Origin of the sequence: Mesoterricola sediminis (genome assembly GCF_030295425.1) — a bacterium.
GTDB lineage: Bacteria > Acidobacteriota > Holophagae > Holophagales > Holophagaceae > Mesoterricola > Mesoterricola sediminis.
On the sequence record NZ_AP027081.1, the window covers coordinates 3,452,187 to 3,465,966 of the forward strand.

The 13,780-nt window shown below is 63.2% G+C and carries 12 protein-coding genes; 6 read left to right on the forward strand and 6 right to left on the reverse strand.

Annotated features, from left to right (window positions below):
• Nucleotides 1-20: 20 nt before the first annotated feature.
• Nucleotides 21-482: a DinB family protein gene (locus tag R2J75_RS15095; protein WP_316410494.1), complete on the reverse strand. Its 462-nt coding sequence runs from the start codon at nt 480-482 to the stop codon at nt 21-23.
• An 818-nt stretch (nt 483-1,300) separates the two neighbouring features.
• Entirely contained in the window at nt 1,301-2,980 is a 1,680-nt protein-coding gene (locus tag R2J75_RS15100; protein WP_316410495.1) for a class I SAM-dependent methyltransferase, read from the reverse strand.
• A gap of 392 nt (nt 2,981-3,372) precedes the next feature.
• On the opposite strand from R2J75_RS15100, the gene R2J75_RS15105 reads away from it, so the two are divergent.
• Nucleotides 3,373-4,401: a virulence RhuM family protein gene (locus tag R2J75_RS15105; protein ID WP_316410496.1), complete on the forward strand. Its 1,029-nt coding sequence runs from the start codon at nt 3,373-3,375 to the stop codon at nt 4,399-4,401.
• A 75-nt stretch (nt 4,402-4,476) separates the two neighbouring features.
• Here R2J75_RS15105 and R2J75_RS15110 read toward each other — a convergent pair whose 3' ends face one another.
• Nucleotides 4,477-5,871, reverse strand: a complete 1,395-nt coding sequence (locus R2J75_RS15110) for a hypothetical protein (RefSeq protein ID WP_316410497.1) — start codon at nt 5,869-5,871, stop codon at nt 4,477-4,479.
• A gap of 408 nt (nt 5,872-6,279) precedes the next feature.
• Here R2J75_RS15110 and R2J75_RS15115 point away from each other — a divergent pair, with 408 nt between their 5' ends.
• A complete protein-coding gene (locus tag R2J75_RS15115; protein WP_316410498.1) occupies nt 6,280-7,659 on the forward strand; it encodes a tyrosine-type recombinase/integrase in 1,380 nt (459 codons plus the stop codon).
• A gap of 131 nt (nt 7,660-7,790) precedes the next feature.
• On the opposite strand, the gene R2J75_RS15120 is transcribed toward R2J75_RS15115, so the two are convergent.
• From R2J75_RS15120 to R2J75_RS15130, 3 genes are all read right to left on the reverse strand, one after another.
• On the reverse strand, nt 7,791-8,579 hold the full coding sequence (locus R2J75_RS15120; RefSeq protein WP_316410499.1) for a zinc ribbon domain-containing protein: 789 nt from the start codon (nt 8,577-8,579) through the stop codon (nt 7,791-7,793).
• Nucleotides 8,580-8,698: 119 nt separating this feature from the next.
• Complete coding sequence (locus tag R2J75_RS15125) at nt 8,699-8,881, reverse strand: hypothetical protein (protein WP_316410500.1); 183 nt, start codon at nt 8,879-8,881, stop codon at nt 8,699-8,701.
• Nucleotides 8,882-8,983: 102 nt separating this feature from the next.
• On the reverse strand, nt 8,984-9,703 hold the full coding sequence (locus R2J75_RS15130) for a hypothetical protein (RefSeq protein WP_316410502.1): 720 nt from the start codon (nt 9,701-9,703) through the stop codon (nt 8,984-8,986).
• Between the two features lie 387 nt (nt 9,704-10,090).
• Between R2J75_RS15130 and R2J75_RS15135 the strand changes: the two genes are divergently transcribed.
• The 4 genes from R2J75_RS15135 (at nt 10,091) to R2J75_RS15150 (ending at nt 13,731) form a co-directional block, all read left to right on the forward strand.
• Nucleotides 10,091-10,480, forward strand: coding sequence for a hypothetical protein (locus R2J75_RS15135; protein ID WP_316410503.1), 390 nt, complete (start codon nt 10,091-10,093; stop codon nt 10,478-10,480).
• A gap of 142 nt (nt 10,481-10,622) precedes the next feature.
• On the forward strand, nt 10,623-10,853 hold the full coding sequence (locus tag R2J75_RS15140; protein WP_316410504.1) for a helix-turn-helix transcriptional regulator: 231 nt from the start codon (nt 10,623-10,625) through the stop codon (nt 10,851-10,853).
• 1,208 nt (nt 10,854-12,061) lie between these two features.
• A complete protein-coding gene (locus R2J75_RS15145; RefSeq protein WP_316410505.1) occupies nt 12,062-12,388 on the forward strand; it encodes a hypothetical protein in 327 nt (108 codons plus the stop codon).
• On the forward strand, nt 12,385-13,731 hold the full coding sequence (locus R2J75_RS15150) for a DnaB-like helicase C-terminal domain-containing protein (RefSeq protein WP_316410507.1): 1,347 nt from the start codon (nt 12,385-12,387) through the stop codon (nt 13,729-13,731). The genes R2J75_RS15145 and R2J75_RS15150 overlap by 4 nt, the downstream gene beginning before the upstream one ends.
• Nucleotides 13,732-13,780 lie beyond the last annotated feature (49 nt).

The window sequence follows — 13,780 nt, forward strand, 5'->3', positions numbered from 1 at the left end:
GGAATCTCCCAGGGCGGCGCCTACGCCCCCTCCCGGCTGAAGATCACGAAGTCCGTCACCGGGACCGGGAGCCCCCCGCCCCGCAGCAGGGCCGCGATCTGCCCCCGGTGGTGGGCCCCGTGCAGGGCCACGTGGAGGAGCAGGTCCCCCAGCGGCGTCTCGAAGGCCTCCCCCCGGGTGTTCCGGTAAGCGACGCGCGCCGCCAGCCGCTCCGAGGTGGCCCCCGCCACCAGCTCGGCGAAGCCCGCCAGGGTCCGCGCGGACAGGGAACGGCAGGCCTCCGGGGAAAGGGGAGTCCAGGGCCCGAGGTTCCCCGTGTCCCACCCCTCGATCCGCGCCAGCCACAGGTGCTCGGCCACGGCCACGTGGGCCATGAGCTTCAGGGCGCCCTCCGGCGGGTTCTCCTGGACTTCCAGCGCGTCCAGGACGCGGCCGTCGGCCCAGGCCAGGTGGCGGTAGAGGCGGTCCAGCCAGGGATCCACGTCGGGCCTCCTTTCAAGCGCACCGGAAGCACTCCCGGCGTCGAGGGGACCAGGATAGCCGGAGGCCGGACGGAGGGCGGAACCGATCGGAGCCCCCGCGCGGGAACGCCCCGGGGCATTGGACCCGCGTCCCAGGTGGCCGGGGCTCCCGGGGAGGGGCCCAGCCCCCTCCCCTGGGGTCGCATTCGTTCCGTCGCCGCAGACCCGAAAGGCGGCGCGCGGAAACCGGGTGACGAGCCTGGGGCTTGCGTCCGCCCGGATCCGGGCTCCCGGGGGCCGGGCAACCCGCACCGCTCCCGATGCCCTCCGCCCTGCGAGGCCCCCCGGGCGGCCCGGTTCCCGGACGCTCCCACCCCTGCGGCCCCGCCCTCGCGGACAGGGCGTTGACCCAGGCAGAAAGGTGCTCCAGCCCCCGGTTGACCACTGCCAACCGGGGAGGGGCAATCCGGCTTGGGGTACCGGGGGTTCCCGCCGCATTCACCTGCGAGCCCCGACTCCGCGCAGCCCCCATCTGCACGCCGAGTCGAAATCCCGGCGGTGGTGACCCCCGAGATACCCCAAACCCAGCAGGGTCAGGCGTCGTTCTCGACCGAGGGCGGCCTCGAGGCGGAAGGAGCAGGGTCAGGGCCACCCCAGCGCCCACCGTCATGGGGGAGCCGCCCGAATGGCCGGTGCCGTTCGTGACCTTGCGGATCGAGCAGACCTGGGCCTGCTAGTTCCCGAGGGCGAAGCGCGGAGCGCCGCCTACCTCGTGGACTTGGAGCGGGTCAGGTCTCCCAGGGTACGGGCCGACGCCAAGCTCGTTTGCAGGCAGCCTCTTATTCCCAGACGTCCACTTCCCGGTTACGCCCCAGGGCCATCCGTTTAAGGTCCACCCCCAGCATCATGTCCTCAAGGGAGGGCACCCGGCCGGCATCCAGGGCCAGGGTCATCCGGGCCTCGATGGGGAAGCGCTCCGCGATTCTGGGATCGGGGGACCGCAGGTAGGCCTGGTCCCACCAGTCCAGAATCCGATCCTGTGCGGCATGGAGCAGGGCTGCGCTGACCAGCCGGTCCCGTTTCTGGTTGTTCACCGCAGGGGCTGCGGGCAGCAGGTTCCAGAGGTCCTGACAGGGCCAGACGGCCATGGGGAAACAATGATCAATTTCCAGTTCGCGGCGGAGCTCCTTGCCGCTCCAGACGCAATGGATCTTGCGGCCCTTGGCCCGCAGGCCTTCCGCGAGAGCACGCGCGAGGGTCGTGTCCCGGCGCGGGTCCACCCATTTCAGCGCGTTCCAGAGCTGCGCGCCCTGGGGGGATTCCGGCAGCGATTCCATGTAGTCCGCCCAGGCCTGCCGGAGGAGGGGGTCGATCCAGGCGGAGAACCGACAAAGCGCCTGCCACAGGCCGCCAGGCACTTGGAAACGCCCGAAGGCCCAAAGGCACGGCTCATCCAGGCAAAGCCGCCCAGCCTCCGCGGGACCTGGCCCCGGGAGCGCCGTGAAAACCTGGGAGCCGTCCCCCGGGTAGGTGATATAGGTCACCGGCATCTTCCTGATGGTCGTTGCGGCCCCACGAAGGGAGGCCCGCAAGGCCGTGGCAGCGCCCCCCACCACGACCCATCCCGGCCGGAGGTCCTGTGGGTCCAGGTCCGAAAGCCGCGCAAGATCCTCACTGAACCCTCGGGCTTGTTGGGGGTGCTGCGGAAGCCCGGCCCGGTGCAGGGGGAGGTAGGCACGGAGCCAGGTGAGGGCCACCAGGCCAAGGGGCAGATCAACACCCCCATGCTCCGCTTCCCTGGCAACGCCCGGGTGATGCTCGGCGATGCGGCAGAGGACCCTCAGGAGGGCCAACTTGTAGCTGGACGAGCGGCGGTCGCGCAGGATGATGCTGCGCAGGAGCGGCAGCGCCCCGGTGGCATCATCGGGCAACTGGAAGACGAGAACGCTCCAGGACACGCCCTCCCGACCCAGTTCATCCGCCTCATCGGTTTTCCTGAGGCACACCAGGCCGAGGTTTGCCGCCAGGACCTCCAGCTCGCTGGCGGAGACCGGATGGAACCCCCGGTTCTCGGGATCAGGGCCATGCCGCAGACTGATGGCCAGTCGCCCGCCGGGAGCCAGAAGGGCCGCCAGCTTGCGGAAAGCCCAGGGGCGGTCGGCCGGGGCCACATGCATCCACACGCCGGCCACGAGGATGAAATCGAAGCTCACACCGGAACGGGAGAGGGTGGCCAGGTCCGGAAGCGCATCGGGCAGCCATCGGACCTTTGAGCCTGGCCGGATCCGGACGGCCTCCTGCCTCATGGCGGGGGAAGGCTCGCAGGCCACCACCTCATGCCCCCGCGCCTCGAACCAGGCGGCATCCCGCCCAGAGCCGGCGCCCATGTCCAGGACGCGAAGCGGACCGTCGGGGATCAGATCCAGGATCGAGGCATGGATCGTCTCGAAGGCGAGGGATTCAAAGAGAGCAGCATAGGCTCCCGCATGGTCCTCGTAGCTCGTCCAGGTTGGGGACATGAGGACATTATTAGCACACCCAACCATTCGCGGCTGTCCGTACGCCCAATGCCTCCCAGGGAATGAGTTAACCCCACCGCCTTACTCCGGCAGGTCCTCCAGAGGGATTCGAACCCCCGGTGAGATCACTCCCACACCTGATTTCGAGCCATGGCACGGTGGACATCCCGCGCAAGAAATTCTTAATTCCATATAATACAGCAATAGGTTGCAACCCGACGTTTGTAAGAAGGATCGCCCTGTTGCTCCGGTGCACCCCTGGTAGGATGCGCCCAAAGCCATGGACCATCGGGCCTGGAACCTTCTGCGACCATCGGAACCGCGAGGCGCGAAAATGCCTCGCCAGCAGCGAACCATCTTGTACCTTACCAAGGAAGGATGGGAGCACCTGCATGATCTCACGCGATGCCAAGCAGATTCGGAACAGCACCGCTGAGTTCCTGATCTTCACCAATCAGACTGGCGAAAACACCATTGAAGTGAGGGTTGAGGATGGGACGGTATGGCTGTCTCAGAAACAGATGGCCGCCCTTTTCGACGTGACCGTCCCCACGATCCACGAACACCTGACCACCTTGTTCGACCAAGGGGAAATTCGACGGGAAGCAACCATTCGGAATTTCCGAATAGTTCAAAAAGAAGGGAATAGGAAAGTTACGCGCGGAGTCGATTTCGGTAACCTGGACGCCATCATCGCCGTCGGCTTCCGGGTGAACTCCGAACGAGCCCTCCAGTTCCGCCAGTGGGCCCGGGACGTGCTCAGGAAGTTCGCGATCCGGGGCTACGTCCTGGACAAGGAGCGGCTGAAGAATGGGGCGTTCCTATCCCAGGACTACTTCGAGGATCTCCTCGCGGAAATCCGGGAGATCCGTTCCAGCGAGCGCAGGTTCTACCAGAAGATCACCGATATCTATGCCACGGCGATGGACTATAACAGGGATGCGGAGACCACCAAGACCTTCTTCGCGACCGTCCAGAACAAACTCCACTTCGCCATCCATGGCCACACCGCAGCGGAAATCATCGTCCAGAGGGCGGATGCAGAGAAGGACCGCATGGGACTCACCTCCTGGAAGAACGCGCCCCATGGAAAAATCCTGAAGCCGGACGTGTCCGTCGCCAAGAACTACCTGACCCGGGAGGAACTGAGCACGCTCGAGCGGATCGTCGAAATGTACCTCAACTATGCCGAGGACCAAGCCATCCGCCGCATTCCCATGACCATGGCGGACTGGGCCAGCAAACTGAATGCCTTCCTCCAGTTCAATGAGCGGGACATCCTTCATGACTCCGGGAAGGTGACCCAGGAGGTAGCCAAGGCCTTTGCAGAGAGCGAATTCGAAAAGTACCGTCTCATCCAGGATCGCCTCTACGAATCCGACTTCGATCGGCTCATCAAGGGCGAACTGGGCGGCGGGTGACCGCCCATCGAAAACCGCGAATGGAGATACCGGCGAGATACCAGCGCCTCCCATGAATGGAAGGGGTTCGAATCGTCAAAGCTCTGCCTTCTCGGCGTCCGCAAAGTCCTTCCAGTCCCTCCGGGCCCGCACCTCCGGCAGGATGAAGCGGGCACCCTGGTTGTCGGACGGATTCAGCCACAGCAGGCGATCGAAGACGGTCTCCGCGTCATCGAAGCAGCCCAGGCGCCACATACAGAGCCCTACCCCATGCAGGCAACGCAGGTAGGGCCGGTTGCCCAGGCAACCCCAGGCCAGGACCCCATCGAATTTCGATCCAAGGGACAGCCGACCGATGGCGACCCCCACCTGGTAATGCATCAAGGCCCGTTCTGGATGGCGTTCAAAGTGGAAGGCGCCGAGGTGGGCGTGGGCGTCCAGGCAACGGAGATCGGCCCGGCAAAGGGCTTCCAGCACCCGGATGGCCTGGGCTTTCCTGCCCGAATTCCAATCCCCGATGGCTACCTGGATCGGGTCCGATTCCCAGTCCTCAGGGTCAGTTCCCGGCAGGCAGGCCTCGAACTCGAAGGACGGGCGTGGCCCCCGGGCAACAATCGGCCGCGCCCAGGCCTCCAGCGGTTGATCCTCCTCCCCCCAGTAGCAATCCTTCGGGTCCCAGAGTCCCCAAGCCTTCAGAGCCAGCGGGACCAATCCCAGGGCAGCTGCATCAAGCCGGTTGGCGACCTTCTCCCCCCTCAGGTAGGTGCTGCCCTGATAGGACCAGACCCGTTCCGGCTTGACCGTGATGACCCGGCCGGGGATCAAATCCTTGGTGGGGTCGTCACGCAGGACGAGGACACCCTCATGCCCTTGGAGGCGGCAGGTAGCGCCCGTGGTCTTGGTGGCAAGCACGACCAGGTCCACGGGGCAGCCGAGGGGCACCTCGGCGGGTGTGGCTTTGGGCTGCCGTTGGTGGAGTTTCCGAAGCCGCACATCGCATAGGACCGGGAAAGGGAGTTCATCGAAGATCCGGGTTCCCCGCTTTTCGGCCACAGGATCCGGCGCCTGGTGGCCGCCTTCCAAATCGAAGGTTTCGTCATCAAACCGCAAGGTCTTCGCCTTGGTCCGGCCCAGGGCCGCTTGTTCCAGAAGCATGGATTCCTGCAACGAAGGCGTCCATCGCCCGCCCATGGCCGTGAACCTGTCCCGCATGTCCACGATGTTGCCGGGACCGCCCTGGTCATCGAAGAATGCCTCCTGATGAGCACGGATCGAAGCCTCAGATTGGCGCCGATAACGGTCCATGTCGGGCCGGCCCTTGGCGTCAAAACGGATCAGGGAGTAGCCGGCACGCTCCACGCTGTCAGGTTTACGGTCGACCATCCGCAGGACCAACTCAGCGAACCGGATGGAATGGCCGGCAAACGCTGTGACGACGACAGGGCAAGGCTCCAGGTGGATCAGCGCCATCCCGGACAGGGTGAGGCGCAAAGGGAGCCCAGCGGGAGTCAGGCAGTAGAACCGGACGGAGAGGGAGTTGGATGTGCCGCGCGGCGCGCTGACCATCCCCCAGGATATCTCCGGCACCTCGATTTCGGAGATACCAGTGAGATACCAGTTGCCCCAGCAGGAGCGCCAGGGGTTGGTATCACTCCAAAAGAAAAGCCCGCAAACCTAATGGCAGCAGGCTTCTTCTGGCGGAGAGAGAGGGATTCGAACCCCCGGTGAGATCACTCCCACACCTGATTTCGAGTCGTGCACGTTTAGTAATTCATGCTCACCTCATCAAGCTAAATCAGATCATTTCAATACCGCATATTTCCATCATGTTCCCATAGGCCCCATTCTATCGTCGTCCCTGTAGGATGGCTGTAGGATGGAAACCACTCCGGAGGTCCCATGGGAACGGAACGGAAGGCGCTCACCGACAGCCTGGTCCGGGGCCTGGAGCCCGGCGAGAAGAACTACTCCGTGTGGGACGCGAAGCAACCCGGCTTTGGCTGTCAGGTCACGCCGGCGGGGGTGAAGTCCTACGTCTTCAAGTGGGTCCTCAGCGGCAAGCAGGGCTGGCTCACCATCGGCCAGACGCCGGCATGGAACGCCGACCGCGCCCGGAAGTACGCCGCCCAGCTCCGCGAGGAGGTGGACAACAAGCGCGATCCTCGTCGGCTCCGCCTAGACGAGCTCGAGGCCCCCACCATGGCCAAGCTCATGGACGACTACTTCGAGAAGCACGTGCTCCGGAAGAACAAGCCGCGGACCCAGAGCGAAGCGCAGACCAACATCCGGATCATCAAGGAGCGGCTCGGCGCTCTCAAGGTGAAGGACTGCACCGACACCGACGTCCAGGTGAAGCTTATGGACGCCCTGGAGGACACCCCCATCCGTGCCAACCGGGCGCGCGCCGCGCTCTCCGTCGCCTTTGGCCTGGCGGAGCTCTGGAAGTGGCGCCCCCAGAATTCGAACCCCTGCGCGCTTGTCTCGAAGTACCCCGAAAACCCGCGCAAGCGGTTCCTCGCCACTGAGGAGCTACAGGAGTTGGGCGCCGAGTTGGGCCAGCGGGAAGCCTGCTGGCCCTATTCCGTGGCCGCGGTGCGCCTCCTGATCTTCACCGGTGCCCGGAAGGACGAGGTCCTCGGCATGAAGTGGGCGGACATCGACCTTGAGCGGCGCCAGGTGCGCATCACCGAACACAAGACGAGCGGCACCATGGGGGACAAGTACCTGCCCCTCAACGGGGGGGCCCTGGACGTCCTGGGCTTCCAGCTGGACAAGGAGGGCCAGTTGGTCCTCGACGGCAAGGGCCGGCCCCGGCGGCGCCCGGGGGCCCTGCCCCGCGTCCTGGGCAACCCCTTCGTCCTGGTGGGAAGCGGCCGCGAGGATCCGTCCCACCCGGACCGGCGCCTGCCCTGGCACCTCATGGACCTGCAAGGCCCCTGGAAGGTCATCCGCGAGGCCGTGTCGGTGAAGCTCACCAGCGCAAAGAAGGTGGCCGCCTGGAAGAAGTGGGCCGCGCTGCCAGCGCCCGATCGGCTCAAGAGCCCCATGGAAGCGCCCGGCATCATGGACGTGCACCTGCACGACCTGCGCCACACCTTCGGGGCCTTCGGCGCCGGCTCGGGCCTGTCCCTGCCCCTCATCGGCGGCCTCCTGGGGCACTCCCAGGCCTCCACAACACAGCGATACGCCCACCTTGCGCCGTCGCCTCTCCAGGAGGCCTCCGAGGGCATTAGCGCACGGTTGGCGGCCGCCATGAAAAAGGCCCCCGAAGGGGCCTGAGGGCGATCAGGTTGCCACCAGACTAGGCTTTGTGGTGATGCCTCATGTTGCCAAGGTGCCTGTGCGTTGATATGGCAATCCAAATCCCACCGAGGACTGCCATCCCGATTAATACCACGGGGATGATAAGGCTATCCATTTATCAACCTCCTCCGGAAAGAGATAATGTGGGCCTTGTACCAAAGGAAAATGAAGGCTGGAAGGATTATGGCAACCCACCACGCCCATCGGTGCAATACAGCTAGGGCTTCGGGGGCGGCTGCGGTCATTCTGAACCACAGGACCGCAATGGTTAAAGAGAATAACACAACAGTAGGCTCCTGGTGCGAAATCACAATGGCATTGATGTCATCGATCGAGGGCCCCTTGAATCCCTTCTTTTCTGACTTGAGCAGGACTGCCCAAAGCCATCCAAAGAAGGAAATCAGAGTAAATCCAGCAAAAAACCAAAATGGCCTGAATGGGATGCTTGCCAGAATCAACAAAAACGACAGAAGCACAATCATAAGATCAATAATCAATCTACACGAAGCTCGTTTATCGAATTCTGGATAGCCGTGGTTTTGCAAAATCAATCTCGCACAAATCCAATCATCTACAACCCATAGCGTCGCAATTCCAAGCGGAACTATTTCGCCCAAAAATACCTTTACGTTATTAATTCCATGCGGCGTTATTTTTGGTGCAACCATTGAAACAGCAAAAGCAATACTCCCAGCATAAAGTGAATCCATGAAACCCAATACAGATAGATGCTGTTTGTCTTTTGAGACAAGGTAACGCCCGCCAACGCGAGATCTCCTCTTAGGTGGATTCTGAGGATTCACAGAATCCGAAGTCAGGGTTTTGCCGCATTGGGGGCAATATGCGTATTCAGCCTCGACCTCGGAATTGCAACCAGCACATGAACGTGCCGCCATATCAGTCCCCTATCGATGGTGGATTCCCCATCATTGCATAAAGATGGAGGTCGGAAATCTCCTTTTTGGGGCCTCAAACTTCTTGGGATCTCGCTCCACCTGACATCGGAATGGAGGAGTCAGGTCTTTTTCTCAGATACCTTCGGCCAATCCGACACCAGACGCAGGATCTCCGACTGCTCCGGTTCCGGGATCCGCTGCACCAGGGCGGAGACGATCCGGGCCAGGGATTCGATTTGGCGCTGCAACTCCCCGATCTCCATCGCGAGTTGGCGTGTGATGGACTCATCCATGGGTGCCATGCTGCCTCCTTCTGGGGCCCTATCCTACTCCAGGGAAACGGAAAGCCCCGGTCTGGCGGAGGGGCATCAAGCAACCGGTCACCGCGAAGCTGTGGCACGGGCTCATTCCGCCTCAAGATCAGGATCCTCGTCCCATGCCGGTTCGGGATTAATGGTGGTCAGCCCTCTTTCGGACCAAGAGTATCTCCGGAAGCCGGCCACCGCCTCCCCAGGGAAGGGAATTGAGGCCAGCGGGTTTTGCAGGAATTCCATTCCCTCAAGGAGGCTCCCGCGTCGGGCCCCACAGAAGGCCAAGCTGTGCATGACCCCCGACACATGCGCAAACGCGGGGTTCAGTAATGGGGTTGTAGAAACAGCTTCTCCGCTTTTCTTGGTGATCGAGTCGCTGAAAGCGTAGAAGCTATCCACGACCTCCAGGGTCTTGGCATCAATCGCGATGGTTGGGTGCCCAATTCCGAGGCAAGCCCGCACGAAGAGAGGTGGCGTGGCGTCCATGAATTCGTTGCAGCCAAATCCATTTAGGGCGATCAGGAATCCGTCCCCTTCCTTCACAATGCCCTTCTCCAGCCACCCAGGCCACTTGCCGGCCTTGTCGGCAATCGAGGCGGCGTAACGAAGTTGGATCTGAGCATGGGGGACAAGTCGGGCCTCATGGCAATCGAAGTCCATCGCAGGGACTTGGTCGGCGCCATTTCCCTTCCCCGGCGCCACCGCCTCAATCCAATAGCGCCGACCTTCGATCAGAACCGAGAAGTCTGGGCCGGCCCCCTCCCCTTTCTGGGGGTTCAGGCCCTGGTCTTGAAGGGCGGAGAAGAGGTACATCTCCCAGAAGCGCTCCTGGAAACTCGTCCTAGCCTCCCGAAGGAAGTGGCGGTCGTGGGATGGCTGGAACCGAGCCCACAAATCCTCAACAATCTGGCGCATGGGGTCACCCTGGTCCAGAGCCAAGAGGTTCGCATAGACGGTCCCACACGCACCCTTTTCAGAGAAGAAGGGCTCCCCCATTTGAGCCTCTGGATGAGGGAATGATGGCAGAATCCCACGGCGCAGGAATAAGCAGCTTACGAGAAGAAGGCCCCCATCTCGGCGGAGGACTGGGGGCCAGGGGTTCCAAGGCGGGGACCAAGGACATCCAAGTATGGAATTCTGGATACACTTGGTCAAGTTTTACATTTTCCATCAACCCGGAATTGATCCAAAAATACAGGGTTGACGATGGTCTACTTTGATATACCATGGGTCTTGGGGACCAATATGAAGAACTCACCGAAGGTAACCGTAAGCCTCAAGGCCGAGGAGTCGACTGCGCAGCTGCTGGATCGACTTACAGCTGCCATGAGGCTACTTGCTGACCGAACTCCTGATTGGATCCATGTTCCACAGACGCGCTCGGATCTTGGCAACTACCTCCTTCGGAAGGGAGCCATTGAGCTTCAGTCCAACCTCCTTGCCCTGGCAGACTTCTGGAGATGCGGGAGCAACAGGATGACTGAAGCGATGACTATTGCCATTGCCGCATCTAACGAAGAGCGTGACGCCGACTTCGCCTGGGAACTCGAACGCCTACTTCTCCAGATAACCGACGAAAAAGAAAGTTAATACAATGATCCCCTCGGATTTGTTCCTTCTTTGGACGGACGGACAAACCCGAGGGGTGCCCAGCAGGACACCAGGCCTCCCCATGATGGGTCCAAGGCGGATCTGGTGCAACTTCAAGGCCCCATCATCACGGGAGAAACCCATGAAGCCCCTCAACACCCCGTCGACCTCTCAGGCATCCCCGGATGACTTCCTGACCAGCAGGGATGTCACCAAACAGTTCCGCCTCTCTGCCGCATTCCTCAGCGCCCTTCGCTGCAAGGGGGAAGGCCCCCGGTTCACCAGGCTCGGCCGCCGCAAGGTCCTCTATCGCCGCGCGGATGTGGAGGCTTGGCTGAAGGCCCACGAAGTCGAAACCAATCCGGCTTGCTGAGAGAGAGGGGACCATGGAAGCGATGGGAAACACCAATCAGGCCGAAGGCCTGAGCCAGTCCCTCACCCGCTCGCAGCTGGGTGCACATGCCTGGAAACAGTTCCGCACCGTCATCACGTACGGCCGGGTCCCTGCAGCCGTTTGGGTCCGACCGAACCCCCAGATCGGACTCCCCGGGGTGATGGTCGCCCCGAACAAGGCCGCGGCACTTTCCTTGATTCGGTCCTCTCAGTCGTCCCTCCCCTCGAAAGAGGTTGGAAACCCCTTGGGCGGAGGTGCGGAATGAAGCCCCTCAGCATTCACCCACCGCATGCAAGCCGTTCGCAAGGAGACCAGGAATACCTTCAATGGCTCTTGGAAGATTGCCAGCCGACAGGTGGGGCGGAGGAAGACTTGGCCGGCCATCCCCTGGCGGGGTCGGCCAGGCTCGGCGAGGAGTAGGCCATGCGAAACTCCGCCATTGCTCGTGCGGTCAGGGCGTGGTGCAGCCGGGCCTCCTGGACGCCATTCGAGACACCTTGCCTCGCCTGGTGCACGAGCTACGTCGCCCCCGAGAGGCTGAGAACCGGGTGCCTCTTGGTCGCCCTTCGTGATGCCCACGGAAGGCTTTTGGCGATCTACCAGTTCAACCGCCGGAACCAAAGCTGTAGGTACCTCGAGGATGAGACCTGTGCCCAGCAAGAGTTCGAACACTGCAACCCGGAGGATAGGCCATTCTTCGCGGCCGTGAGGGATGGACGATGAATCCCGCCAGAGTCTGGAACCTCCGAATCAACCTGGACGAGCTGAACGCTGAGTTCATGGCGCTTTCGAGCGACGAAGAGAAGGCGGAATTCTTCACGGGGATGTGCCGCGGCATGAACGGCGCCAAGCCCCCCTCTCGCCCCTCCGAGGCTTTCGACGCAGGGTTCACCTTCGGCCAAGAGGCCAGGGGAGAGGCTGAAGACTTCCGAGAGAGGCAACGGGTAGGCGGAGCGCGGAGCGCAGCCAGCAGGGCCCAGAAGTACGGGACCGCACAACCAAGTCGAAGCAACCTCGAAGAGTCTTCGAAGTCACCTCGAAGTGACCCCGAACCTAACCACAATCCACAATCCTTTAACTCAGTACCCGAGAATCCAGAAACCACTACCCCCCCTACCCCCCGCAGGCGGGGGAGGAAGGCGAAGGTGGAGGAGGTCACACCTCCGACCGAATACCCCGAGGACACCGTGGACGCCGTGAACCGGATCGTCGGCATGACGCCGAAGGAGGATCCCGCCGGGCGCAAGATCAGGCTCGACGCAGCCACCCTGGCCGAGCGGGTGAATGGGCTTCTCAGGGAACATCAGGCCCTCACGGGGGACGTCCTGGTCCAGTCCTGGGCGGATTACCTGGCGACAGAACCGGCCATGGTCAAGGCTCCGCAGTATTTCTTCGGCCGCAAGGACGACCAGAAGGACGGAGCCCACTGGAGGGCCTATGCTGCGCTGATCTGGCACAGGCAGGCCAAGGCCAGCCGCATGCATGACCAGGCGCCCGACGAGGTGCAGGCATGACCAAGAAGCCGCCCCCCCAAGACGTCGGGGCCGAGCGAGCCCTCCTCACGACCCTCTGCGCACCAGGCGCCGAAGAGGCGGCTGCCAGGCTCGTCCCAGGCCTGCAGCGCGAGGATTTCATGGTCCCCGCCCACCAGGTGATCCTCGAGGCCCTGCGGGCCCTGCTCAAGACCGGCATTGAGATCTCCCTGGTTTCCATCCTCCACGAGCTGGAGGCCCATGGTCAGGCCAACCGCGTGGGTGGCGTGGCCGGCCTTGCCGACATCCTCGGCGCCGAAGAGGTCGCCAGACCCGAAGTGCTCGTGGACATCCTCCAGGCCCACCGCCGGCGCCGGGAAGTCATGCGCTGGGCCCACCAGGCCTACCTCCGAGCCGAGGACACCACGGACGATCCCGAGGGCATCCTCCACGACACCCAGGCCGAAATGGCCCGGATCAGCCGCGACGGCCGCCGCGACGAGGGTGAGAGCTGGGAGGAGATCCTGGTCCAGATGGCGGCTCACCAGCCCTTCCGTCGCCCCGGGCCCGAGCGCGGCGGATGGTGGGGGATCCCGAGCCTGGACGAGACCTGCCCCATCCCTGCCGGCGAGTTCACAACCCTGGGGGCCCGGCCCGGCATCGGCAAGACGGCCCTCCTGACCCAGATCGCCATCGAATCCGCCCGCCGCGGCATCAAGGTCCTCGTCCTGACCCTGGAGCTCCCGAAGCTCACCATGCGGGCCCGCCTCGCCAGCTACCTGGCCCACATCTCCGTGACGGCCCTGAAGCGCGGGGATTACCAGAGCAGCCACATCGACGCGGTCGGCCTGCAGGCCAACGTGCTGGAGATGGGCCGGACGCACGCACTGCCTGCCGGCATCCCATGGGCCAAGATCGAGGCGCTGATCCGGTTCGAGCAGGCGCGCCACGGCATCGAGCTCGTGCTCCTGGACCAGTTCGACAAGATCGGCCGCCCCCCGGTGGGCCGTGGCAGCTCCGAGGCATACGCCTTCGGCGCCGTGTCGACGTCGATCCTGGAGGTCTCCAAGGACCTGGGCATCGGGTTCGTGCTCCTGTGCCAGCTCAAGGGCGACGCCCAGGACCGGGAGCCCACCCTCAGCGATCACGCGGACAGCGACCGGCCCGCCAAGGACGCCGGGGTCATTCTGCACCTGTGGCGTGCAAAGAACGGTGAAGTGAAGGCCAAACTGCACAAGCACCGCGATGGGAGTTACGTCGGGAAGGTGTTCTCGCTGGACTTCGACGGCCGCACCCAGCACTTCCGCGACCTGGTGCAGGAGTCCTCTCTAACCTCCCAGCCTGCCCAGCCGAGGCTCTATAAGCCGGAGGACATGCCGCTATGATCCCCCGGCCAGGTTCCAGACTTTGGATAACCGTCAAAGAGGCGGCCGC